This is a genomic window from Streptomyces sp. NBC_01260 (assembly GCF_036226405.1).
In the GTDB taxonomy this organism is placed as follows: Bacteria; Actinomycetota; Actinomycetes; order Streptomycetales; family Streptomycetaceae; genus Streptomyces; species Streptomyces laculatispora.
Genome location: NZ_CP108464.1, coordinates 8,675,128 through 8,700,014 on the forward strand (window position 1 = coordinate 8,675,128; position 24,887 = coordinate 8,700,014).

Consider the following 24,887-nt stretch of genomic DNA (forward strand, 5'->3'; position numbering starts at 1 on the left):
GGGTCCGGTTGTCGGTCGGACGTACCGGTCAGTGCTGGGACAACGCGCTCGCCGAGTCGTTCTTCTCGGGGGTCTGCATTCGATGGCGGGTCGCGCGATGCCGTAGGCGGGAACTGCGACGATCCTGCGCGGGGAGCCATGCCCTTGTGGCTCAGCCAGTCTCTAGCTGCTTTCTGGCCCGTCGTCTTCCGTTTGCTCGCCGTCCGCAGGGCGCGCGACTCCCACGTGCATGCGGATCACCGCGTACGTCTCGCCGTCCCTCGGCGGCCGCGTCCACGAACGGGTGGCGAAGGTGTGCAGCCGCCCGTTCACGATGGCGTGGCGGGGCAGACAGGCGCCGAACTCCCCGGTCACCGCTTCCAGTAGCGACCGTTCCGCCACACCACCGTCTACCGGGTCGCCGAAGAACTGGCTCGGATCCAGTGCCCGCGGTATCTCCCCGCTTGCATGGATCTTTCCCTCCACGTACGTGAACGCGTACTGTTCGGCACCGTCTCGCGCTACCGAAAGGTGGAAGAACGGTTCTCCGTGCCATGTCCTCAGGCCGCTCCACACCACCACCGCGCGGGTGCCCGCGCTGGCGGCCGTGGCCGGGGAGACGAACCGCTGCCGGTTGAACGGGGCGGGGTCGCCGTCGAAGGCGAAGCTCCAGCCGGTGCCGGCCCGGCCGACCGCCATGAGAGCCCTGTCGTCGTGGGACGAGAGTTCCCTCTGGCTGTGCTGCGACTTGTGGTGCGCCTCCCAGTAAGTCATGGGTTTGTTCAGCACGGTGCCGTCCCCGTCCACGAGACGTCCGGGCAGGTCCTCCGGCTCAACCCCCTCCACCAGGACGAACCGGTAGGACGTGTGGTTGTTGGCCGGGTCCGGCTGCGCGAGCCACGCCAGGTTGTCCGGGTCGAGCCCGGCCGTCGGACTCGGCGGCTTACTTGCTTGTCCGCCCCGTGGAGTGGACAGCAGTTCCCGGCCCCGCTCCGGGGTCAGCAGCGGCCCGAGCACCGGGTCGGCCACCCACCCCAGCGGCGCCAGGTGGTCCGGTCCCAGCGGCTCCCACAGCGGCAGAGCGTCTATCAGTGTCCGCCATGCCGCGTCGGTGTCTCCCCACCGCGCCAGCTCCCGCGCCCGCTCGACCGCTTCCCCGAACGGTCCCGCCGCCGTGTACCGGTACGTTCCGTTCCTCACCTGATCCAACATCGCGAAAGCAAGGGACACCAGATCGCCGTCGGCGCCCCTGAGGTGGAACGTCAGCGTGGAGTCGTCCCAGTACGAGTGCGCCGCGTGCTCGGCGACCAGCGGCGGCAGCAGCTCGGGCGCGTACCGCGGGTCCGTCACCAGGCCGTCGAAGTACACCATGTAGGTCTGTCCGAGCAGGCGGCGTATCTGGTCGCCCAGCCCGGCGGCCCGCGGTCTGCCGTACTCCTTGGCCTCGTCCAGCGCCTTCCCGGCCCGTTCCCAGCCGCCGCTCAGCGCCTCCAGCCGGGCCTCCTCCACCAGGGCGTCCAGCTTGTGCGTCGTGTCGTTGGCGAACGCCGGCTCCCCGTCGCTCCGACGCGCTCGCAGGCTGTGGAACTCCCGGTACACGTCCCGCATGAACTCAAGGAAGTTCGCGTGCCGCTCGGGTGACTCACCCCGCCAGCCCGCCCACGTGTAGACGGCCCACTCGCCGTCCTCATCCACGTCCTCGGGATCCATGAGGACGTGGGTGATGTCGGACTCGACGTCGAGCTGCAGCCCGCGCCGCCAGATGTCCGCCTCCCGCCGCTCCTCGGGCCCGGCGTCCTCGTCCAAGTACTCCTCGTACATGTCCGCGAGCCCCGACTCGTTGTTGTGCCAGTGGGCCTCCTTGGTCCCCGCCAGCAGCCACACGAACCCGCCCGCGTGCCGCCACCCGTCGGTGACCTTGAGGAACTCCCGGTACGACGGGGGCATCCGTAGGCCGAGGCGCTCCTCCATGGCTGCGATCCGCTCCTCGGACGTGGGCGGGAACCCCAGCCAACGTGCCCGTCGCGCGGCCTCGTCGTTCTCGTCCCGCGTCTCGTCGTCCGGCAGGGAATCCGCCCACTCCCCGCTCCACCTGAGCAGGAAGGACCGCCAGTCGAATGCCGTGGTGTTCGTCATGAGTCCGATGCTGTCACCCACCACTGACAGTGCCCCGCTGCGTGCTGCGGCCAACAGGACTCTCGCGTGCGCCACCGAGCAATGCTCGGAACCTGTGGATCGGTTGTGTCTTCCAGGGCAACGGCGACGCCGCTGTCGGCGGCCACCCTGCCTTCGGTGGGCCCGGCCCCGGCGACGCCCGTGATCTTCCGCTCCCAGAGCTTGCGGCCGCACGCGGTGTCGATGCCCCACACCGAAGCCGAACTTGCGCCCCGCGCCTGCCGCGCCTCCTCGGAGGCCACCTCGATGCCGACCGCTGTCGTAGTACGACCCGCCCTTCGGCCTGCGCGCGAGGGCGGAGCGCGAGCAACGCTTCGCCGCTCATGGCCCCCAACCCGCCTCGGCTCCCGCATGCGGAAGGTCGTGTGATGAACGACGGGTGGGACCAGGCAAGTTGATGTCTCAACAGGGTTTTCCGGCTTGTGGACCCTTCGGCAGGAAACGCCACGGCCGGTGGTCTGCCCGGCCTGCGGACCTCGAAGACCGGGGTATCAGTAGCCCTGGCCGACCAGGAAGGAGTCGAAGTCGAGGGCAAGGGAGCGCGCTTCGGCCGCGTGACCCTCGTCGTCCCCGTCGACGAGGACGAAGACGCAGATGCCCTGCCCGGTTCGTACCACCCACATGATGCGGTTCCCGTCCCGCAGCATCGCCAGGTCGAGCTCGGTCCCCGTCACCGCGTCGGTGATCCGGTCCAGCTCCTCACGGTGCCACACCGCCCCGGCAAGCCGGAGCGTCCGAGGACGGCCGGCCTCCTCGCCGGCCGTCCACAGCGCCGACATCTCAGCCCGGTCCGGAGCGTCGGCGGCGTCGGAGCCCGGCTGCCGGTCCCCTTGCCCGGCGGCGGAGCGGAAGTGCTGCCTGCCGTCCTCGGGGCCGGCCGCGGCGAAGAACCCTGATTCGGTCGAGAAGGCCGCCACCGCGCGCACCGCGGGGTGCTTCCCTCCGAGGGCGAAACGGGTGCTCAGCACTTCTTCCCATTGCTCGGTCACAGGAGACATCAGTGGTGGCCTTTCGATGGCGTCGTTTTGGTTCACGGACTCACTCGGGTTGCCTCGGGGCGGTTGTGTTCGGCACCGTGCCCCTCCGGCAGGACATCTCGTGCCCGTGAACGCGCTGATCAGACGTAGGGCCGGGAGATCAGCACACGCGTCGCATCCCCGGGCAGGCCGCCCCGCCGCGCAAGTTACTGGTGAGGCAGCTTCGCGCGTGCGGAACCGGCGGCGGAGTGCATGGCCCGGCCCGTCCCGCTCGCGGCCGCCGATGCGCCGGAGCCGACCGTGTCGATCGCCGCGTGCACATGTCCGGCCGCCCTCGTCGCCGCGCGGTGGGCCTTCCTGCTGCCTCTCGTCGTCGCGGTGCGGGCACGGTAGGCCGCCGAAGGCTTGCCGTGGGTGTCGGCGGCGCCGAGCAGCAGCGCGCCGAACAGGCCGATGCGCTGGGCGAACTGGAGGAATTGGTCCTTGCGCAGCCTCGGGTCCTCCTCCTTCCACCAGGCGTGCTCGGCGAGGGTCGCCGGCACGAGGCTCGCGGCCAGGACAAGTGAGGCGGTACGAGGGAGCCGACCCAGAGCGAGCAGTCCGCCCGCACCGATCTGCACGGCGGCGTTGAGCCTGACCACTCGCAGAGGATCGTCGACCGGGGCCCCGAGGTGCCGCGCCAATGAGCCGGTGCCGGTCGCGAGGGGGAGCGGGCGCCGCAGCGCACGCACCCCCTCGATGACGAACGGGGTTGCCAACAGGGGGCGGGTGATTCTTCTCAGGACAGCCATGGATCCACGTGTGCCCCTGGGAACAGCCGTCACACGCGGCAGACCACCAACTCGGCGGACCCTTCCTCCGTGCTCCGCGCACACGTCCCGGGCGGTGCGACAGTGGAGGCGGCGGTGAGCGGTCGTCACCGAACACGCTGCGCAGGGAGGGTGCTCATCCGCGAGGACGCCGTCACGCGCGCAACGGGGTGGGTGGGTCGCCTCACCCCTCCGGGGTGGCCTCGGTCAGTTCGGGTTCCAGTCCCTCGGCCATCTCGCTGTGGCGGCGGCCGGAGTCGGTGCGCCAGACCTCGAAGGCCCAGGCGGTCGAGGCCACCACGGCGAGGCCGAGGAGCCAGCCACCGACCACGTCGCTGAACCAGTGGACGCCGAGCGCGACACGGGTGAAGCCCACGCCCAGCACCGAGAGCCCCGCCACGCACCAGCACAGGGCCCGCCCGCCCCGGGGCACCAGCGGCAGCAGTGCGAGCAGCAGTACGGCGAGCGACGTGGTCGCCGTCATCGTGTGCCCCGAGGGAAAGGAGAAGCCCGGCGCCTGGGCCACCGGATCCGCGAGCGAGGGCCTGACGCGCTCGACCACCGTTTTGACCAGCAGCCCCGTCAGCCCGCCGGCCACCGCCGTCACCGCGGACCAGGCGGCCAGGCGCCAGGCGCGGCGGTAGAGCAGCCAAACCGTCAGGAGCGCGACCGCACAGCGCAGCGTCGCGGGATCCCAGACCCAGTCGGAAAGGAAGCGGAGGGTGCTCGTCCACGCCGGGTGTTCGAGCGCCGTGGCATGCAGCCGCCGCGCCGCGCCTTCGTCCACCATGCGCAGTGGGCGCCACCGGCCCTCGACGAGGACCAGCACCAGGGCGAAGGGAACCGCGGAGAGCGCGGTGACGGCGGCGGCGCTGAGAAGGCGCACACCGAATCTGCGGTCGGCCGCCCGTGCGCGGCGCTCACGGAGCCGCTGGGCGGTGGCTCGTACAACCAATTCATGCTCCCGGATCGGGGTGTACAGGACCCGGCCGCAAGGCGCGGGCGGCTTCCAACTGCGCGGCGAACGACAGTCCGAGGAAGAGGGCGATCGAGGTCAGATAGGCCCAGAGCAACAGCGACATGAACGCGCTCAGCGGGCCGTAGACCGTGTCGAAGGACCCGCTGACCGAGAGATAGAGGCTGAGCAGCCAGGTGAGCGCCGTCCACAGCACAAGGTAGAGGGCCGCACCGAACGCCAGCCACGTGTAGCCCGGTTGATTGCGGCGCGGGGAGCGCTGGAATATCGCGCTGGCGGAGATGAGCGCGAGCAGCAGCCCGCACGGCCAGCGCAACAGTTCCCAGGCGTGGCTGGCCCCGTCACCGAGACCGTAGACCGTCACGGCGGCAGCGGCGAGGTCCCTGCCGACCACCATCAGGATGAACCCGATCCCCAGGGGGATGCCGGCGGCCAGTGCCATGACCAGGCCCCGGAGGTACTTCTCGTGGAAGGGGCGGTCGCGTTCCACCCCGTAGATCCGGTTGGCGCCGCGCTCGATCTGGCACATTGCCGTCGTGACGTTCACCAGCGAGAAGGCCAGCCCGAACCAGAGGGTGAGCTGGGAGCCCTCCCCGGCGCGCTGCCGGCTCCGGGCGAGTGCGTCGTCCACCACCTCGGCGCTCGGCCCCGCGGCGATGCGGTGGATCGTCAGTTCCGCCAGTCTCCCCACATTCTCCGTGTGCAGTGAGGCGGACAGTCCGACGAAGGCGATGACGAGCGGGATCACCGCGAGAACGGTCTGCAGTGCGAGTGCGCGGGAGTGGCTGAATCCGTCGGCGTAGCGGAAACGTACGAAGGAGTCGCGGACCAGTGGCCAGCGGCCGTAGCGGCGCAGCGATGCCAGGGCCTCGTCGGCGGAGAGTTCGTCGCCCGCCATGTCGCGGGTCACCGGGACCCGGGTCGCGGTGCCCATCTACTTGCCCTCGGACGGGAGCAGCACGGACAGGGCCCCGGGCCTGACCTCGGCGACGAGGAGACGGCCCGGACGTACCGGGTCCCCGTCTATCTCGCGTGACTGCAGCGAGGTGAAGCGGAGTTCGGCACGGCGGAAGGCGAAGTACTCCACCGGGGTCCCGGCGCCCGTGCCGGCGGCCTCGCTGCCGGCGAGCGGGAAGGTGCCCAGAACAGCCGGGCGGGGCGGCTTCGAGCGGCCGCGCAGCAGTATCCCGGCGGCGCGCAGCCAGCCGCTCGGGCCGTGCGGATCGAAGACGGCCAGATCGAGCAGCCCGTCGTCCGGTTCGGCCGCGGGCACGAGCGCGGCGCCGCCCTGCACGCTGCCGATGTTGGCGAGGAGCAACATCCGGGCGGTCCGGTGCAGCGCCGGCCCGTCGTCCAGCCGGATCGTCACGGTGATCCGGGGCGCCCGCAGGCTTCTGATGCCGGCCACCACGTAGGCGGGCCAGCCGAACGCCGATTTCGCGTGCGTTCCGGTGTTCTCCAGCATCGCGGCGTCCAGACCGGCGCCGGACATCGCGGTGAAGTGCGTGGCGGGGAGCGAGTCGCCCTCGATCCGTCCGAGGTCGATCCGGTGAGCGCGGCCGGACAGCGCGGCGCCCAGCGCATCCGCGGGTGTCAGAGGCAGGCCCAGATTCCGCGCCAGCAGGTTGCCGGTGCCGCACGGCACCACGGCCATGGGGACGCCGGTGCCGGCCAGCGCGTCAGCCGCCGCCCGCACGGTTCCGTCGCCCCCGCAGACCACGACGAGCGACGCGCCGCCGCGGACCGCGTCGGCCGCCTGGCCGCTGCCCGGATCCTCCGCGGTCGTGAAGACGAACGCGGCCGAGTGATGACCGTGCTGCTCCAGGACGAGCCGCAGCGTCTCGCGTTCCGCTTCGTCGGTCACGGTCGGGTTGACGACGACGACGGTGTGGCCCGCGACCTGCTCCGAGCGTTCCTCGGCGGTCTGCAGCGCGACCTCCATCGCATTTGACGGCGGCGGAGTGGGAATGGCGTCATCGGCCAGGAGGGTGCGGCCGACGATCAGCAGCGACAGACCGCCGTTCACCAGCCCGCCGAGGACGTCGGTGGGGTGGTGCATCCCCCGGTAGAGGCGTGCGAACGCCACCAGCAGCGGCAGGAGCAGCAGCAGGCCTCCGACCACTTTGCGCCACGGGCCCCGGACGCGGGAGAGCACCAGAACGGCGAGGCCCGCGTAGAGCGCCGTGGCGGCGCCGGTGTGGCCGGAGGTGTAACTGGCCGTCGGCGGCGAGGCGTCGAGCCGGTCCACCTCAGGCCGGGCGCGGTCCACGGACGTGCTGATGACCAGGAACACCAGCGCCTGGAGCGAGACGGCGACGGCGAGGAACACTGCCTCCCGCCACTTCGGCAGCCGGGGTATCAGTATCAGCCCTCCGCAGACCACTACGGTGACGGCGATCACGGTGGCTGTGTCACCGGCCTCCGACGCGATGAGCGATGCGCGGGTGAGGGACTGGGTGCGCAGGTGCTCGAACCCCTCGTTGATCTTGTCCTCACCGCTCAGGGGCCATGTCCCGCGGGCGGGGCCGGTGATCAGGAGCCCGAACCCCACCAGCAGTGCGGCCTGGCAGACGGTGAGCGCGCCGATCTGGGCGGCGGCCCGGCCGCTGCCGCTGGTGAGGGCGGGTGACCGGCCGGGCCGGGCGATGGCATGGGGCTCGGTGGGCCGTGGCGCCGGTCTGTCCGGCAGAGCGGTGGGCATAGGGACTCCAGGGGAGGAGGGGTGGTCGGGGCGCCGGCCACCCGGTGAACGGCCGTGTGCCCCGGAATCCGCCGGTCAGACATGCCCGGGTTCGGGTGTGTGCCCGTTCGGCGCGGGCAGTCGGAACGGGGTCCGGGCAGCTGATGCCCGTGCTCAGGAGACCGGTCGCCGCGGCGCGTACGGCGAGCGCGCTGGTCCCGGACCGTGCGAGGCACCCGGGAACGGGCGCCTTGCTGCGGCGCGTTGCCGGATGCGGGAGACCGCCCGGGTCAAGCTCGGCGTCGCCGGGGCTGTGGGCCACAGCGGGTGCGTCTCGCGGCCCGCGGGGATCGCGGTTCCGCTTCGCCGCCGACGGGACGGCAACTCGCGGCCGGCTGGTCTGGGTCAGGCGGCCGCGAGCTGCCCTCTCATCCGCGCAGGTCGTGACCACATTCGGCATGCACGCTGAGCAGGCCACTGACGCCTGGCCCTGCACGGAGGTCTCCTGCCGCGCTGCTGCACCCGTGGAGGGACGGAAGGCATGGGCGGGGGCACCGGCAGCAAGAGGATCGACGGGCCCTGATCAGCCCAGTAGCCATATGGACGCCCCGCCCAGGACGAGCAGCAGGCAGATGGCGAGGTTCGTGCGCCAATACGTCAGGAAGATCGCGACGAACTCGCGGATCATCGCGCTGGGCCAGAAGTACGCGGCGGTGGGTGACCCGACAACCTGGCCCCTGACCCCCGTTCGACGGGCGGTCACCGCGGCGCGGAAGACGTGGTAGTTGTTCGTGACGACAACACACCGGTAGTCGGGATTCGCCTTCTCCATGATCGATTTGCTGAACCTCAGGTTCTCCTCGGTCGTCGACGAGCGGTCCTCACGTTCGATCAAGGCGGCCGGGAACCCGCGCTCGACAAGGTAGTCGGCCATCGCGTGCGACTCCGGCAGCGCCTCGTCCGGGCCCTGCCCGCCGGAGGCGAGGAGCACGGGCTGCCTGCCGTGCGCCGTCAGCCTCGTGTGCACGGCTCGGGCCCGCTCAAGACGGCCGGCCAGCAGCGGCGACACCGTGGCTCCGTTGACGAGACCGGCACCGAGGACCACCACGTAGTCGGCCTTGCGGTGGATGTGGAGACGTCCATAGAGAAACGCGTAGACGATGAAGCAGAGGAACAGGAAGGCGATGTAACCGGCCAGCGCCAGGACTGTGCCTGTTACCACCACCAGGGTTTCGTTCTCCAGGATCAGCGCGGTGGTCATCAGCGCGAGAAGGGCCACCAGAACAAGCCCTGCCAGCAGCGACAGGAGGTTGGCAGGGCTTCTGCCCTCCTTGCGCACCATCGTCACGCCGTTGGAGATCAAGAACCAGGACAGGACGGCGATGCCCACTGCCAGGAGAAGGAACAGCACGATGCCGATCTCCCTCCCCATGGCCGGCTGTGATCGGGCGAGCTCTGTGAGCCAGGCGGCCGCGGCGAAGGTGAACGACAGTCCCAGGAGGACGGCGTTGCTGAAACGTCGGCGCTCGCGGAGCGTGCCGGCACAGAAGGCGAGGAAGAGCAGGACCGCCGGGGCGTAGGCCAACATGCGCACATGCTAGACGGAGGACCGCGGGCACCCTGGAGCGGACGGATCGTCGACGTGAGGGGCTGGGGCTCATTCGGAGCCGACGGCTTCATAGGGGAGGGCAGGCTGTCGCCTTGGCGGGAACGGGTAGGGGTGAAGGTATGAGGCTGATGAGGGCATGTGAGCGGCAGCCGGCGTCGGGCCGGTGGAAGACGTATGCGGCCACCGCTGCGGGCGTGACGGTGACGGCGGCAGTCGGTGGCTGGGCGGTCGCGCCGGACACCCGCTGGTACCGGTCCTTGTCCAAGCCGACCTGGCAACCGCCGGACTGGGCCTTCGGGGCCGTCTGGACCCCGCTCTACGCGAGCATCGCCTGGGCCGGTGGGCGGGCCCTCCTTGCGGCCCGCCCGGAGGAACGCCGGTCGCTGGCGGTGAGTCTCGGCGCGAACCTCGCTGTGAACACGGCGTGGAACTGGCTTTTCTTCCGCATGCGCAGCACGAAGGCCGGGCTGGTGGGGACCGCACTGCTCGACGTGAGCAACGCCGAGCTCATCGCCCGCGTGGCGAAGGCTGACCGAACGGCTGCTCTCGCGCTGGCCCCATACGCCGCTTGGTGCGGGTTCGCCACGTTCCTGAATGCAGACATCACGCGCCGGAACATGCGCTGATCAGGCCGCGGTTGGCACGCGATGTCCGCGCGCCGCGCGTTCCGCCTGCCCGCGCTCGCCGCGAGGTGGCCGGCCCGGCCTCGGGCGCGCCCACGCTCCCGGAGCGCGAGTGACGCACTGCCCGTTGTCGCGAGGCCCCGGAGGGATGCGGCGAGGGGTGCGCACGACCGATGCGGTGCATTGGCATGTCCAGAGCGGGTCGGGATGCTGCGGAGCGCTCCTCCATCGATGTAAACGCCGCCGCTGACTCGTGCGTCGCAGCGGAGGCCGACCATGGAACGGGACTATGAATCTCGCTCGCCTTCTTTTCCCGCGCCGCCGTCGTTGCGCTGTCCGGCGCTCTCGCTGCCGTCATGTCCCTGTCGTCCGCCGAGCAGGCTCAGGCGGAACAGACGATCAGGGCCGCGGACCCGAGTGTGATCCGGGTCGGCAGCACCTACGTATCGGTGCAGTCGGCCGGTGGAGGATGTGAGGCGTCCCGTGTCCAGTTGATACGTCTGTCAGACGACCGTGCCCTGCTCCGGTTGCCATCCCCAGGCGGTGAGCATGCCGGCCGACAACGAGGAGCATGCGTCGGAGTCCAGATACCGGACGGCCTCGTCGATGGCCGCGTCGTCCACCCGGCCGGTCGCGAGCATCGCCGGCCTGCTGCGCTCCCACGTGTCCGCCCAGAAGCGGCTGATGGGACTGCCCGGCTGGAGCGCAGGCACATGGAGGTCCGCGGCGACGGGCATGAGCCCCGCCGCGCGCAGCAGGTGCGGGTACGACGGCACCCAGGAGACATCGGTGCCGATCGAGGCCCTCAGCCCCTGCCACATTGCCCGCATCGCCGTGGTGTACGGCGTGCTGGGCGTACGGTCGCTCGTCAGATCCACCGCGTCGCTGAGGACCAGCACGCCTCCCGGCGCGACGAGTTCGGCCAGTGCGGTGATCAGGCGTTCGTGCTCGGCCAGGTGCATCAGGACGAAGCGCGCGTGGACGAGGTGGAACCGGCCGGAGGTGAAGCCAGGCGTGGAGATGTCGGCCTCCAGCAGCTCAAGCCCGGGGACCGGCCGCTCGCCGAGGAACCGTACGTCGCGGTCCACGGCGAGCACGCTCTCCACCCAGGCCTCGCCCAGCAGCCGACGGGAGACTGTGCCCGTGCCGGCGCCCACGTCGAGACAGCGCCACCCGGGGCCGGCCCCGAGTGACCGCAGTCGCGCCATGGTGATGTCGTCGTAGGCGAGGGCCCCGAAGTCGATGCGCTCGTTCTCGCCGGCCTGTTCGGGACGGAAGACGGCCTCACCGTAGCGGCCGCCCTCCGGCGCGCCCCCGCGCGCAGCGGCGGTCACGCCGCGATCCATGCGAAGCCGGGCGAGTCGTTCTGGACGCGTTCCAGCGCCCGCTCGGCGGGGGCCGGGAACAACGGGTCGTCGAAAGGGTGCATGACCAGGCGTCTCCACGAGGTAGGGGTGCCGGGCGGTCCGTCCCGAGAACGCCGCTCCACCGAATCCTGCACGGAAGGCCGACTGCCCGGCCGAGGCGCGCCGTGCCTGAGCCGATCGGCCTCAGGAGGTGCCCGGTGTATCGCGGCAGGGCGCCGAAGTTCCGGTCAGAACTCGACAGTTTCGTTTGGGCCACCGTGCTGACCGGAGGAGGATGCCTGCGACGTGGAGTCCGGCAAGGCGGACGGTCGAGGTCCTCATCGGCGTCGGCCTGGCACAGGCGCGCCATGAAGACCCGCTCCCAGCTGTCTTCGACGGACCACATCCGCAGCCGGTTGCACCGCGCGGGTGCGTGCCCGAGCGGTGTCGTCCTGCAGGTCGCTGCCGCACACGCACGAGCGCGTCGGTGGACTGCTCGATGACCGGGTCCGGGGCGTCCTGGACGCGCACATCGCCGGCTTCGTACATGAAGGTGGCCGCATGGGGACAACTCAACGGGCTCCATCGAGAATGCCGTGCACGGAGGGTGCCTGACGGGTAAAAGGCCAGGTCAGGCACCTTTGCTGCCGCGTCTAGAAGAAGCCGAGCTTCTTCGGCGAGTACGACACCAGGAGGTTCTTCGTCTGCTGGCGGTACATGCGGTACACCCTTCTGACCAGCCAGGATGTCGGTCCGGCGCTTTCAGTGTAGGGGAGTTGGCCCGCGTAAGGTCCGGATCTTGGTTGGGGCGGGGGCTGTGTCGTACCGCGATGGTTCGGTTGGCAGCCGAGGAGAGACAACGAGCGCGATGACGCATGATGCGTCGACGCGCACCGCCCACTTTCGCGCGAGTCGTAGGGGCGCTGGTGTGGCTGACCCGGCGAAGCCGGGGCCTGATCACTGGGCGGGGGACCGTGATGCGGCGGCCCGGACGCCGATGATCGTCGCGATGGCCTGCTCGTGGTCCTCTTCGTCGGCCGCCGTGCCCAGACGCCGGTGATGGATTATCACGCGGAGCCTGGTGCCGGGACATCATGATCGCCGGGGATGCGGCGGAGGCCGAGGAGCACATGCGGCTATCTCGCCCACGTGCGGACCCTGCGGTCGGCGCGGAAACGGGAAGTCGGCCACGAGTCCTCGGCCCTCTGGCACGGGGCCCCTCTGGCACGACCGGCTGTCGCGACCGGTTCGGGCGCCTACGGATCGGACAGTCAGGACCGTTCTCCCGGCGTTCCCCCCTTCCGCCGGTAGGCCGCGACGGCGACCACCAGGTCCTGCCAGGCCATCCCGCACGTCTTCACGACCAGCGGGCGGTCGGCCGGGACAACGGCCCGCGAGGCGATCAGGTCCGTCATGGTCACCAGCGACTCCGGGGGGAGCGAGCCCTCGCGCATCGCCATCACGACATCGCCCGCCTCGCGGAGGGCGGTCTCCCGGCTCTCCACGACGACCGTCGCACGGCCCATCAGCGCGCCGTCGAGTTCCCGCACGTCCGGTTCGTGCGAGCCGACCGCCAGCACCACCGCACCGTCGCGCACCAGACGTCCGTCGACCACCGGTTCGCGGGCGGAGGTCGCGGTGACGACGACATCCGCGCGAGACACCGGAGCTGCCGTTTCCACGCCGTCCGCCGTCGTATGCCGGTCCGCCCAGCCGGGAACGGGTCCCCCGCGCCGGGTGACGACCGTGACATCGGCCACCGGGACGTGGGCCCGGACAGTGGCGACGTGCCCCTCGCCCTGGGGGCCCGCACCGAAGACCACCAGACGAAGTCCCCCGCGGGCGTCCGCGAGCGCGCGCAGCCGGTCCAGGCAGGCCGCGACCGAGACGGCCGGGGTCCGCAGGGTCGTCAGCGCCACCCCGTCCAGGATCGCCACCGGGGTCAGGGTCTCGCTGCCGTGCAGCAGATACGTGGCGTTGATGCGCCGCAGCCCGCGCGCGGCGTTGCCTGGCGCGACGGTCGCGATCTTCACACCGAACCAGCCGCCGGATTCCGAGGGCATGAGCAGCCCCTGACCATGGGCCAGCGGAATGATCGCACGCGGCACGTCGCCGTCCGGGTCGAGCCCCCCGATCAGCGCTTCCCGGACTGCGGCGACCGCGCCGACCGGACCGAGCGCGAGCACGTCCTCCTCGTGGAGCATCGTCGTCATCGCAGCACGAACCCCGGCAGGAGGGTGTCGTCGGGGTCGACGGTGAAACGGCAGGTCCCGGTGGCGTACGCCGTGCCCGTCACGGCCGGTACGACCGCGGGGAGGCCGTGTGCAGTGGTCAGACGGGCGATCCTGGCGTGGAAGACCGATCCCACCACCGACTCGTGCAGAAGTTCGTCGCCGGGCTGCAGTTCCCTGGCGTCGGCGAGCAGCGCGACCCGGGCGGCGGTGCCCGAGCCGCACGGGGAGCGGTCGACCTCACCGTCCGCGAACACGGTGACATTGCGGTGGTGCAACCGCCGGGTGCTGTCGGGCCGGTGGGCTGGTGGGCCGGCCTCCTCGGTGAACACCGTCCCGTAGACGCCGGACAGCCGGGGGTCCTCCGGATGTCCGGCCGCGCCGGCCGCGTTCAGCGCGTCGCGGATCTCGCGGCCCGCCGCGATGAGCAGGGGAATGTCCTCCGGCCGGACCCGCAGCCCCAACCGCTCGGCCGGAAGCACCGCGTACATGGCGCCACCGAAGGCGATGTCGACGGCGACGGTCCCGCGCGAGGTCGGCACCTCGACGCCGCGTGCGTGGACGTAGCCGGGGACGTTGATGAACGTCACGTCCGCGACCCGGCCGCCGACGGTGCGCACGCTCGCCGTGACGCGACCGGAGGGTACGTCGATCACGACGTCCGTCGTCCCGTCGGCGGACGCCGGGACCAGGCCCGAGGTGACCGCCCATGCTCCGAGGGCGATCGTGCCGTGGCCGCAGGCCGTGGAGAAGCCGTCCTTGTGCCAGAAGAGGGCTCCGAGGTGGGCACCGGCGTCGTCCGGCGGCACCAGGAAGGCCCCGTACATGTCGGCGTGGCCGCGCGGTTCGCCGCACAGCAGGGCCCGCGTCCACTGGACCTCGTCGCTGGCCATGGCGGCCATGCGCCGCTCGGCGACGGTAAGCCCGGCCTGGGTCACGGCCGGTGGAGCCTGCGGCACGATCCGGAACGGTTCGCCCCCGGTATGCCAGTCCACCGTCTCGACCGGTTCGGTACGCAGCGGCCCGCGGGTCTCCGCCGTCGCTGTCGGATGTTCCGCCCTCCTGTTTCCTTCCGGTGTGCCAGTCACCGTCGGACTCTCCCGTGTCACTTGACCATCCTCCCTGATATGTCTCTGCGTGTTGTGGGCCGGTCCGCCGTGCGGCGTCCGGGCATATGGGCACGGCGGGCAGTACGCCGAGCCGCCCGCCGACCGTGGTCTCTCCCAGGATCCGGTCGGTGAAGTGGGAGCCGATGAAGGACTCCGAACCACCCGGGGTGGACCGCCACGGCGTGCCGCGAGTGCCCGGCGGTCGAGCCGGGCGCCTCCAGAAAGACGTGATGACAGACGTCTATCGCGGGGTCCTCCGGATGAGCCACCGCGTTCTGCGCGTTCATCGCACCCATGACGGCCCTCCCCTGCGTTGAGCAGCCCAAGCCGCCCTTGGCTTCCAGTTCGACGGTGTCGGGGCCGAGCTCCTCGTCGGCCTCGTCCCACAGATCGCGGCTGAGCCGGGTCAGTTCCAGTTCGGGTCCCGGCTCCTTGTCGGAGAGGAGGATTCCGCCTTTCCCCCCGGCTGGTCGTGTCGGCGCCGACGGGCACCCGGTCGAGAACCGCGACGTCGAGGCCCTCCGAGGCGGCATGGAACTCGCACGCAGCGGGCGGCGCGTCGTTCCACACGCACGCCGGGCTCGTGGAACATCGGGGTCGCCAAGGCCCTTTCTCTCCGCCGCCTTCCGCGCCTTGCGCACGCTCGGACCGGGCGTGGGCCCGCCCTGCGAATCGCCCACCGCATCTCCTTCCTGCGCGGACGGCCGGCCGCATCGCCAATGCACTCCGCCGCCCCCCGGGGCGGCGGAGCGGCCCGACCGGTCGCCCGAACGGACCGGCTGGTCAAGAGGTCTTGCAGGTGCCCGCCGCGCAGTCGGTCAGCCATTGATCGAACTCGGCGTCGTAGGCTCCACCGATGGACCGGGTCAGGAGGTCGCGCGCGCCCGGCCAGTCACCGCTGCGGTAATAGCGGAGCAGCGTGTCCACCTCGCCCGGGTGCCGCTCGACCATGAAACGGACGGCCAGGTAGCCCCAGCGGTAGGTCCGGTCCTGGTCGCTGTTGGCATAGGTGGTGTCGAACAGCGTGCTCAGCCGGTAAGTGTGCTTGCCGGCCTCGGTGATCGCCGCTTCGTTGGTCTCCTTGAGGTAGGAGTAGGAGACGTACTCGGCGAAGCCCTCGACCCACCAGACGGTCGGGGTCGTCATGCCGTCCTCGAAGTCGCCGTACATGTTGAACCGGCCGTCGAGGTAGTGGGTGTATTCGTGGTTGAGGTTCCAGATGGCGAACTCGGGCTTCTGCCACTCCGCCTCATAGGCGATGAAGCGCGGCTGGTTGCCCTCCACCGAGGGGTCGCCCTCCAGGAACATGCCGCCGTTGTTGGTGTCGATGCCGTAGATGATCCCGGCGTAGGTCCGGTAGTCGTTGCTGGAGTCGAAGGCAGTGACCTCGATGGTCTCGTTGCGGTCGTCCTTCACGGGACCGCTGTCCCGCGCCACGCTGTGGAAGAAGGCGTTCTGCCCGCTCATGCTGCGGCAGGCCTCGGCCAGCTGGTCGGTGGTGATCTCCTGGGCCTTGATGGTGATGCCGCCTCCGCAGTCGTGCCGCACGGGCAGCACCGCCTCGGTCAGCCGCTCCTTGAGGTTGCAGGTGCCGTACTCCTCACACCTTTCTTTGTCGTAGGCGTCGGTCATCTCGGCGACGCCCACCCACAGCGGCGCAGTGGGGCCGGTGATCTGTGACTTGGCGAGCAGGTCCTTGGCCAGCGGACTGGCCTTGTCGCGCAGGCTGTCGTGCTGGAGAAAGCGCCCCAGCTCGCGTCCGGCGTTGTAGACGAGGAACCACTTGTCGCCGCCGAGCACGTCGATGTGGTCCAAGGAGAACTTGGTGACGGTGTCCAGCACACTCGGGTCCTGCTCCACCGCAGTGAGGAACTCCGGCACCTGGTGACCGCGGAAGAGCACCGTGAAGACGCTGTTGACCGCGTTGACCATCCAGTAGGAGCTGTTGTAACTCTCGTCGTAGTCGGCCAGCAGCCGCTTGACGATGGGCAGGTAGCGGGCGTTCTCCTGGGCGCTGTCGACCAGAATGACCGCCTCGGAAAGCGTCTCGCCGTTGGCGTCGGTGACGTCGTGCGAGCGCGGGGCGGCGAAGAAGGCGTCCAAGCCGCCCTGGATCGCGGACTTCAGTGTGCCGCCGTACGGGCCCACGTCGTCCGGGTGGTACCACTGCACGAAGTAGCCCGCGCGCAGGAACAGCACCAGTTGAGGCATCCCGGTGGAGCTGTCGCCGGGGTAGTCGGCCGAACCGGCCCGGAGTGCCTGGGCAACGGTGGTCATCTGCTCCTCGCGGAAGGCTCCGCGCGCGTCGCCGCCGGTGAGGGTGAACAGCGTGTTGACGCAGTCGGTGGCGGACTCCTTGATCTTCCGCACCAGTGCGTCGCCGGTGTTCTGGGTGAAGTCGCCGATCTGACAGTCGGCCGAGCGGACTCCGCTCTTCCGCCCGTGTTGCGAGGGGCGCGGATAGGCGGCCTTCCCGGCCCGCGGCTGGTTGTAGCCGGTGCGCTGGACGGACTGGTCGGCGCTGAGCGGTGGACGGTCGGAGGCGGTGTCGGCGCGCCGGCCCGAGTGCGCCGCCGCGGGCGGTACCGCGTCCAACTGGGCCCGCGGGCTGTCCGGGTCGGCGCCGAGGAGACCGAGGTGCGGTCCGGCGGCCGTGGGGGCACCCGCCGGACCGGAGTATGAGGACGGGGCTGTGGCGGCGAGACCCGGGGCGGCGAGGAGGCCGCCTCCCAGGCTCAGGGCCAGGGTCAGGGCGGCCAGGGAGGCAGCTGTGCGTGGGCGCGTCCGGCGCGCGTCACGGCGCGCTAAAGATATTCGCATGTTCGCTTCCATGGGGGGAATCGACGGGCCCATGCGCGAATTGGCATGGGCATGCTAGTCATGCAATGTACAATTTCACATGCCACACTGCATTGGGAAGGTCCGTGCATCGGGAATTCACCCGGGATTCCTCCCGGAGCCGTGCTGCCGAGCCGGGCCGGGGCGGCCGTGGTCCCGCACCCGTCACGCCGGGGGGCGTGACGGGTGGCGGCCACGAACTACTGCCCCGGCGTACTGCCGCGCACAACCGGTTCCGCAGGAAGCAGCAGCCCGCTCGTCGGGGTGGCTGCCGGGTCCTCGACTGTGGTGATCAGCTGATCGACAAGGACACGGGCAATGGCTGCAAGGGGCAGGCGCGCGCTGGTGAGGGAGGGCTGGAGCAGCGTGCAGAGCGGCATGTCGTTGAAGCCGGTGACGGCGACGTCGCCGCCGACGGTGAGGCCTGCGGCGCGGACGGCCTGGTAGGCGGTCAGGGCCAGCCAGTCGCTTGCGCAGACCAGGGCGGTCGGGCGGTCGGGGCCGGTGAGCAGGCGCCGGACGGCGTGGGAAAGTGCGGCCGGTTCGTCGTCGGGGACGCTGACCTCGAAGGCGCCGTCGGGGGCGGCGGCCGCGGCCCGCAGGAAGCCGGCCCTGCGGTCGGCGAGCCAGGGCAGGGACGCGGCGGAGTTGATGTAACAGATCCGGCGGTGGCCCTGGTCGAGCAGGAGTCCGACCAGGGCGCCGGTGGCGGCGGTGGAGTCGATATCCACCCAGTTCTGGGGGCGGCCGGGGGCGGTACGGCCGAAGGCGGCGAACGGGAAGCCGGCCTCGGTGAGCACGTCCACACGGGGGTCGTCGTGGATGACGTCGGACAGGACGAACCCGTCGACCTGGCGGGCCGCGATCAGGTCGTTGAAGGACTTGGCCACCGCTCCCGAGCCCTGCCGGGGGTCGGAGCGGAACACCAGGATGCGGTGGCCGACGGCGTCCGCTGCGGTCACCAGTGCCTGGAGGAAGCCGCTCATCAGAGGGTTGGGGTCGGCGGGGTTGTCCGCGGGGGCGGGATAGCCGATGACCTTGCGGGTGCCGGTGCGCAGGCTGCGGGCGGACTGGTCGGGCTGGTAACCGAGTTCGTCGATGGCGGCGGTGACCCGGGCGAGGGTGGTGGCCCGCAGCCGGTGGGGTGCGTTGAGGGCGTTCGAGACCGTCTGCCGGGAGACCCCGGCCGAGCGTGCGACGTCTTCGATGGTCACCTGTCGAGCGGTCATCGTTCCTCTGTGGTCGGCGGGCTGGGGACTGCGGGTGGCCGCCCCCAGCCCGCGCTTGTCAGCGCTCGCGGGTCAGGGTGAGCAGGCCGCCGGTCGGCACGGTCACCGGGTTCACCCCGGCGACGAGGTCGAGCACGGTCTCGGACAGGATCTCACCACGGCAGTCCTGGACGCGGGCGAGGGCCTGTTCCGGTCGGGTGGCGGTCAGGAGCACCATGGGGTCGCCGTCCGCGTTGGCGACGAGCAGGGTCTGCGGGCCGTCCGCGGCGTGCCGGTCCGGGAGGGCGACGGGCAGCGGCGCGTAGCGGGCGACCACGGTGGTGTGGTGGTCGCGGGCGCGGACCAGGGGGTAGCCGAGGTCCGGTCGCACGGGTTCCAGGACGCCGAGTTGGAGGACGTCGGCGTACCGGCGGAAGACGCCGAGCCAGAAGCGCAGGGTGGCGAGCCGGTCAGGGCTCTGGGCGGCCAGGTCGACGGAGATCTGCGGCACCGAGAACAGGGCGTTGACGAGGTGGACGGCGATGGACTCGGGCGTCTCGGCGGAGTTCCACGTGATCATGTCGGAGTGGACGGCGAGCGGACCGGCGGTGAGCCGGCAGTCGACGGTGCGCTGGCGGTTCTCGGCAGGGCTGAGCGGGCAGTCGGTGGCGCGGACCATGGTGGCGTACGGCCACAGCCCCGGGCTGACGTAGGGCTGGCGGTGCTCGACGATCACGTCCGGCCGGGTGCGGCGCAGCCGGGTGTCCAGGTCGGCGAGCAGTTGGAGCACGCCCTCGTGGACGGCGGTGCGGTCGGCGCCGGCCGGGGCGGGCGGGGGGTCGGCGACGGCGAAGCGGTCGATGAAGTCGAGTTTCACACCGTCCACGCCCCACTCCTCGACGGAGCGGGAGATCCTCTCGATCAGGTACGCCCGGACCTCGGGGTGGCGGGGGTCGAGCACGGCAGCGTCCAGGTGGGGCTCCTCGCGCAGGATCGTGTCCTTGAAGCGGTCCCAGGCGTCGTTGTGCCGGCCGATGAACGGCACCGCGTACCAGAGGAGATAGGCGACGCCGAGCCGGTGGACCTCGGCGACATGGGCCGAGGGATCGGGGAAGGCCTCCGGGTTGGGCACCCAGTCACCGCAGTGGCCGTAGCCGCGGGCGCGGTCGGTGGTCTGCCAGCCGTCGTCGACGATGATGCTCTCGCAGCCCACGGCCGCGGCGAGGGCGGCCTGACGTTCGACGGCCTCGGTGTCGACGTTCTGGTGGAGGCTGTACCAGGTGGAGTAGGCGGGCATCCGGGCGGCGGGGGCGATGCCGGGGTGGTCCAGGCCCTCGGCCCACCAGGCGGTGACGGCCTGCAGGGTGGCGGCGAAGTGGCGGCCGCTGAGGTCGATCCGCAGCCGCAGCGGCGGCCCGTCCGGGGTGAGGTCCTGCTCCACGGTGAAGGCGAACTCACCGCTCTCCTCCACCACACCGGCGCCGACACGCACGGGTGCGGAGGTCTCCCCGGCGGCGGCGGTGCACAGCGCACGGTCGTCGGCGCCGATCAGACTGGCGACGGAGGCGCCCAGGGCGAGCGAGACGGTCCGGGGGGCGATCCAGGACGGCGGCAGCCAGCGGGAGGCGTTGGTGTCCGGTGTCCAGTAGGCGGTGGCCCCGACGCAGGGTATCCGCCATTCGGCACGGACGGCGGCCGGGACCGGCGCCGTGACCTCGATCATGGCCACGCCGTCACCGACCGGGGTGACAGAGGTCTCCAGCCGGTCGCAGCCGAGCCCGGTGAGGTGGACGGTGAGCGGCATGCCGGCACTGTGGAGCAGCCCTGTCGCGAGCTGCCGGTGGACGACGACGCCGGGGGTCGCGTCGGCCGGCGCGTTGGGGCGCCAGATCTGGACTGGCTGCTGCGGGACCGCGGGTACTTCGGTGGTCACGGTGGTCACTCCTTGGTGGCCCCGGCCAGCAGGCCGGAGATGAACTGGCGTTGCAGGACGAGGAAGAGGGCCATCACGGGGATGGCGGCGATGGCGGCGGCGAGCAGGACCTGCGCGTAGTTGGTGGTCACAAGGCCCTGCAGGGTGGCGGTGGCCACTGGCAGCGTGTACATGTCGGGGCTGCGCAACGCGATCAGCGGCCAGACGAACTGGTTCCATCCGCCGAGAAAGACGAACAGCGCGAGCGCGGCGATGACCGGCCGGTTGACCGGGATGACGATCTGCCACAGCACCCGCAGTTCGCCGGCGCCGTCGACGCGGGCCGCGTCCAGGAGTTCGTCGGGCATGGAGCGCAGTGACTGCCGCATCAGGAAGATGCCGAACGGGGTGACCAGGCCGGGCAGGATGACGGACTGGTAGGAATCGATCAGGCCCAGCTTCATCATCATCTCGAAGATCGGGATGAGCATCACCGTGTCGGGGAGTACGAGGGTGCTGAGCAGCAGGACGAAGAACAGATTGCGCCCTCGGAACTCGAACTTGGCGAAGGCGTAGCCCGCGAGGACCGAGACGACGACCGCGCCGGCCGTCTGGACGCCCGCCACCAGCACGCTGTTGAACAGGACGCGGGTGAGCCCGATGGAATCCTGGAGCCCCTGGAGGTTCTCCATGAGGTGCCCCCCGGGCAGCAGCTTCGGCGGCCAGGAGAACACGTCGCTGTTCTCCTGGGTGGCGGCCATGGCGAGCCAGTAGAACGGAGCGACGCAGAGCCCGAAGGCGCCCGCGAGGAGCAGGGTGAGGAGGGGGCTGTGGCGCTTCACTTGCGTTCCCCCATCAGTCGGACCTGCAGGAGGCCGAGCACAGCCACGATCAGCGCGAGCGCGTAGGCGAGAGCAGAGGCGTAGCCGAAGTCGAAGTACTTGAAGCCGTTGTTGTAGAGGTACATGGTGACCGTCAGGGTGGAGTTGTCGGGGCCGCCGCCGGTGAGGACGTACGGCTCGTCGAAGAGTTGCAGGGTGCCGATGGTGGAGAGCACCACGGTGAGGAGCAGGATCGGGCGCAGCTGGGGAACGGTGATGGAGACGAAGCGGCGGATCGGTCCCGCGCCGTCGACCTTTGCGGCCTCGTACAGCTCCTGTGGTATGCCCTGCAGGCCAGCGAGGTAGATCACCGCGTTGTAGCCGGTGTAGTGCCAGGTGATGACGAGGACGACGCCGACGCGGGCCCAGAAGGGGCTGCCGAGCCAGTTCACCCGGTCGATGCCGAACAGGGAGAGGACCCAGTTCAGCAGTCCGGCGTCGCGGTTGAGGATCACGGAGAACATCACGCCGGCGGCGACCAGGCCGGTCAGCGAGGGGATGAAGACGCCGAGCCGCCACAGCGGGCGCAGCCAGACCTTGGTGGAGTTGAGGCCGAGGGCGACGAGCAGGGCGAGGCCGAGCATCAGCGGCACCTGTACGACCAGGATCAGCGCCGTGTTCTTCAGCGCGGTCCAGAACAGCGGGTCGTGCAGCAGGCGCTGGTAGTTGTCGAGCCCGGTGAAGTGCCGGCCGGCGCCGTTGCCGGTGGTGAGGCTGATCCAGAGCGAGGCGACGATGGGGTACGCCTTGAAGATCGCGAAGCCCAGCACGGCGGGCATGATCAGCAGGTAGGGGACGGAAGTGCGGGTCAGCAGTCGGCGGCGTCCCGGGAGGGTGCGGCCGGTCTGGTCGGTGCTGCCGCGGCCGGCGGGGGCGGCGGCGGGAGCGTGTTCGGACGGGGCGAGGGACATGAGGGTCAGGCCGCCTGCTGCCGGCCGGTCTGCTGGGCAAGCTGTTCGGCGGCCTTCCTGAGGGCTTCGGCCGGGTCGGCGCCCTTGAGCAGCACCTGGCTCTGCGCGTCGCTGGCGAACTTGAGGGCGCGGGCGTAGTCGCCGGTGAAGTTGGTGGCCCGGGCATTGGCGGAGAGCGATTCGACGAAGGGCTTCAGCACCTTCTGGTTGCCGTAGAAGGGGTGCGGCGCGCTGAATCGCGGGTCGTCGTACGCCGCCTCGAGGGCGGGGAAGACACCGCCGGAGGCGAACATCCGGTTGATCTGGGCGGGCTTGGTGAGCGCGTACTCGATGAACTGCCAGGCGGCCTTGCGGCGCGTGCTGGACCCGGCAACGGCCAGGTAGGTGGAGTTGACGATGGCGTTGCGTTTGCCCCTGGGAACGGCGGCGGGCGGCTGCATGGAGCGCCACTTCCCTTTCTGTTCGGGGAACGTGGAGGCCAGATACTCCACGGCCCAGGCCGCTTCCGCGTAGGTGGCGAGCTTCCCCTGGCTGAGCAGGCGCTTCTCGGTGCCCTGGCCCGCAGTGTCGGCGATCAGGCCGGCATCGTTGAGCCGCTTGATGATGGTGAGGGCCTTGACCGCGGCCGGGGAGGCGAGCGTGATCTTTCCGGCCCGGTCGAAGTAGAAGACGTCCTGGAGTTGCATCAGGTTCTGGAAGAAGTCCATGTCCTGGGTGGCGCCGGTCTTGTCGAGCCCGAGCAGCCGGACGCCGGTGGCGTCAAGGATCTTCGACCCCGCGGTGGCCATGTCGTTCCAGTCGCTGATGCCGTCGGGGTCGACCCCGGCCTTCTCGAAGTGGTCGTGGCGGTAGAAGAGACCGAGCGGGTTGACCTCCCACGGGAGGGCGTGGACTGCCTTGTCCGTGCCTGTGACAGTCGGCCACAGCCCCTTGGCGAAGGCGTCCTGGTACTTGTCGGCCCCGAACTTGGACAGGTCGGCGATGCCGTCGGGGAACTTGTCCAGGTAACTGGGCAAGTAGTCGACGCCGATGTGCAGGACGTCGGCAAGGCCCTTGCCGCCCGAGGCGAGGCCGACGGTGATCTTGTCCCAGATGGCCGGGTTGCCGACGTCCTGGACGTCGACCTTGATGCCGGGGTTGTCCCGCTCGAAGGAGGGCACAACGCTGCGCAGGCCCTCGGCCGCGGTGGTCCAGCTCCAGACGACGATCCTGCCGCTGTCGCCGTCACCTCCGGCGCTGCCCGATCCGTTGTCGCCGCAGGCGGCCAGGCCCAGTCCGGCGGCGGAGGCGGTCGCGAGCTGGAGCAGCCGGCGGCGGCTCAGTTGGTGGGACATGTCGACTCCTGGGAATGTGTCGTGCGGTGGGTGAGGGTGTGCAGCGCCTCGGCGAGCAGATCCGCCGCGGCGCCAGGGGTGGAGGTGTGGGGTGACAGCCGGATCCACTCGTCGCGGCGGGTGGTGATCAGGCCGGCCGCTTCGAGGGTGCGGTGGACGGTGGCGGGGTCGTGGCCGGGCATGCGGAAGGTGCCGATGCCGGCGCGCTCGTGGGGGCCGAGTCCGTCCAGCAGGACCTCGGCGCCGGCCCGCCGTGCGCGGTCGAGCAGGTCGGCGAGGGTGTCACGGATACGGGTGCCGACGGCGGCCGGGCCGCCCTGGTCGAACAGGTCGTCGATGGCGGCACCGATGGCCGCGGCGGCCGGGAAGTCCGGGTTGGTGGCGAGGTGGGCGGCGGCCCCGGGCAGCGGCGGCGCCGGATGCTGCGGCGCGAAGGGCTCCGCGACACCGGCCCAGCCGCCGAGCCCGGGAGCCAGGCGCTCGGCACACCGGTCACGGATCAACAGCAGCGCGGCTCCCCAGCCGGCCCGCAGCCACTTCTGGCCGCCACTGACGAGGATGTCGGCGGCTTCCGCTTCGAGTGGGACGGCGCCCAGGCCCTGGATGGCGTCGACGATCAGCAGCCGGCCGGGCCCGAGGACTTCCTTGAGGGCGGCGAGCGGTGCCACATGGCCGGTGATCGAGTCGACGGCGCTGACAGTGAGGGCGTTGACATCGGGGGTGAGATGGCGACGCAGGAGGTCGGGGGTGATGTGCCGCTGCCCGGCCTCGCCGACGAGGCGGACGGCAGGGCCGCCGCGGTCGGCGAACCGGAGCCAGGGGTAGAGGTTGGCGGGAAACTCACCGCGGGGCACCAGGACGGTACCGGCGCCGTGGAGTGCGGCGGCCACGGCGAACAGGCCGTTGCTGGTGGACGGTGCGAGCGCGATCTCATGCGGACGGGCACCGAGCAGCCGGGCCGCCGAGGTCCGGGCTGCTTCGCTGAGGGCAAAGAGCCGAGCGAGGTCAGCCGGGTCGAGACGGGTGGCCAGCGTGGTCGCGGTGGCGAGAGCGGCGACGGCCGGGCGGGAGACCGGACCGACTCTGGCGTAGTCGAGGTAGCCCGCCATCGGTCCGCGGTCGGGGGGCGCAGGGGAGGCGGGCTCGACTGCACACCGAATTTGATCGTTCAAAATTTGCCCCAACAAAGCTTGTTGCAGTTACTTCCAGAGATTTGAAGGTTCACATTAGGGAGATCGGATCGCCCCAGCAAGGGGTTCGGCACAACTGCTGCCCGGCGAGCCGTGCGG

General features: G+C 70.8%; 18 protein-coding genes and 1 pseudogene. 2 read left to right on the forward strand and 17 right to left on the reverse strand.

From position 1 onward, the window contains the following. Positions 1 to 162: 162 nt before the first annotated feature. The 7 genes from OG322_RS38670 to OG322_RS38700 form a co-directional block, all read right to left on the reverse strand. Positions 163 to 2,115, reverse strand: a complete 1,953-nt coding sequence (locus OG322_RS38670) for an SMI1/KNR4 family protein (protein ID WP_329307618.1) — start codon at positions 2,113 to 2,115, stop codon at positions 163 to 165. A gap of 530 nt (positions 2,116 to 2,645) precedes the next feature. Beyond that, positions 2,646 to 3,152 (reverse strand): hypothetical protein, encoded by a 507-nt coding sequence (locus OG322_RS38675; RefSeq protein ID WP_124285961.1) that lies wholly within the window; start codon positions 3,150 to 3,152, stop codon positions 2,646 to 2,648. A 185-nt stretch (positions 3,153 to 3,337) separates the two neighbouring features. Continuing rightward, positions 3,338 to 3,922: a DoxX family protein gene (locus OG322_RS38680; RefSeq protein WP_124285962.1), complete on the reverse strand. Its 585-nt coding sequence runs from the start codon at positions 3,920 to 3,922 to the stop codon at positions 3,338 to 3,340. A 202-nt stretch (positions 3,923 to 4,124) separates the two neighbouring features. After that, entirely contained in the window at positions 4,125 to 4,895 is a 771-nt protein-coding gene (locus OG322_RS38685) for a phosphatase PAP2 family protein (protein WP_329307619.1), read from the reverse strand. A gap of 1 nt (position 4,896) precedes the next feature. Further along, positions 4,897 to 5,850 (reverse strand): YihY/virulence factor BrkB family protein, encoded by a 954-nt coding sequence (locus OG322_RS38690; protein WP_123465564.1) that lies wholly within the window; start codon positions 5,848 to 5,850, stop codon positions 4,897 to 4,899. Then, positions 5,851 to 7,617 carry a diacylglycerol kinase family protein gene (locus tag OG322_RS38695; protein WP_123465566.1) on the reverse strand — a complete coding sequence of 589 codons (1,767 nt, stop codon included), beginning with the start codon at positions 7,615 to 7,617 and terminating at the stop codon, positions 5,851 to 5,853. It abuts the gene before it with no gap. A gap of 562 nt (positions 7,618 to 8,179) precedes the next feature. Further along, positions 8,180 to 9,184, reverse strand: a complete 1,005-nt coding sequence (locus tag OG322_RS38700; RefSeq protein ID WP_123465568.1) for a YdcF family protein — start codon at positions 9,182 to 9,184, stop codon at positions 8,180 to 8,182. A gap of 215 nt (positions 9,185 to 9,399) precedes the next feature. Here OG322_RS38700 and OG322_RS38705 point away from each other — a divergent pair, with 215 nt between their 5' ends. Further along, entirely contained in the window at positions 9,400 to 9,831 is a 432-nt protein-coding gene (locus OG322_RS38705; protein ID WP_241200352.1) for a TspO/MBR family protein, read from the forward strand. Positions 9,832 to 10,117: 286 nt separating this feature from the next. Next, positions 10,118 to 10,298: pseudogene (locus OG322_RS41810) on the forward strand (hydrolase); the annotation flags it as partial. A gap of 33 nt (positions 10,299 to 10,331) precedes the next feature. Here OG322_RS41810 and OG322_RS38715 read toward each other — a convergent pair. The 10 genes from OG322_RS38715 to OG322_RS38770 all read right to left on the reverse strand — a co-directional run bounded on the left by OG322_RS38715 (position 10,332) and on the right by OG322_RS38770 (position 24,707). Next, positions 10,332 to 11,162, reverse strand: coding sequence for a class I SAM-dependent methyltransferase (locus OG322_RS38715; RefSeq protein ID WP_329307620.1), 831 nt, complete (start codon positions 11,160 to 11,162; stop codon positions 10,332 to 10,334). Between the two features lie 1,283 nt (positions 11,163 to 12,445). Then, on the reverse strand, positions 12,446 to 13,387 hold the full coding sequence (locus OG322_RS38720) for an ornithine cyclodeaminase family protein (protein WP_123465576.1): 942 nt from the start codon (positions 13,385 to 13,387) through the stop codon (positions 12,446 to 12,448). Then, complete coding sequence (locus OG322_RS38725; RefSeq protein WP_329307811.1) at positions 13,384 to 14,424, reverse strand: proline racemase family protein; 1,041 nt, start codon at positions 14,422 to 14,424, stop codon at positions 13,384 to 13,386. The genes OG322_RS38720 and OG322_RS38725 overlap by 4 nt, the downstream gene beginning before the upstream one ends. Positions 14,425 to 15,297: 873 nt before the next feature. Continuing rightward, positions 15,298 to 17,334 carry a collagenase gene (locus tag OG322_RS38740; protein WP_329307621.1) on the reverse strand — a complete coding sequence of 679 codons (2,037 nt, stop codon included), beginning with the start codon at positions 17,332 to 17,334 and terminating at the stop codon, positions 15,298 to 15,300. 218 nt (positions 17,335 to 17,552) lie between these two features. After that, positions 17,553 to 18,581 (reverse strand): LacI family DNA-binding transcriptional regulator, encoded by a 1,029-nt coding sequence (locus tag OG322_RS38745; protein ID WP_123465580.1) that lies wholly within the window; start codon positions 18,579 to 18,581, stop codon positions 17,553 to 17,555. A 58-nt stretch (positions 18,582 to 18,639) separates the two neighbouring features. Next, entirely contained in the window at positions 18,640 to 20,493 is a 1,854-nt protein-coding gene (locus tag OG322_RS38750) for a glycoside hydrolase family 36 protein (RefSeq protein WP_123465582.1), read from the reverse strand. Positions 20,494 to 20,498: 5 nt separating this feature from the next. Then, positions 20,499 to 21,314: a carbohydrate ABC transporter permease gene (locus OG322_RS38755; RefSeq protein WP_123465584.1), complete on the reverse strand. Its 816-nt coding sequence runs from the start codon at positions 21,312 to 21,314 to the stop codon at positions 20,499 to 20,501. Next, positions 21,311 to 22,264 (reverse strand): carbohydrate ABC transporter permease, encoded by a 954-nt coding sequence (locus tag OG322_RS38760; RefSeq protein ID WP_123465586.1) that lies wholly within the window; start codon positions 22,262 to 22,264, stop codon positions 21,311 to 21,313. Before OG322_RS38760 ends, OG322_RS38755 begins: the two co-directional genes overlap by 4 nt. Before the next feature lie 5 nt (positions 22,265 to 22,269). Further along, entirely contained in the window at positions 22,270 to 23,598 is a 1,329-nt protein-coding gene (locus tag OG322_RS38765) for an extracellular solute-binding protein (protein WP_123465588.1), read from the reverse strand. Continuing rightward, a complete protein-coding gene (locus OG322_RS38770) occupies positions 23,583 to 24,707 on the reverse strand; it encodes an aminotransferase class V-fold PLP-dependent enzyme (RefSeq protein ID WP_123465590.1) in 1,125 nt (374 codons plus the stop codon). Before OG322_RS38770 ends, OG322_RS38765 begins: the two co-directional genes overlap by 16 nt. Positions 24,708 to 24,887 lie beyond the last annotated feature (180 nt).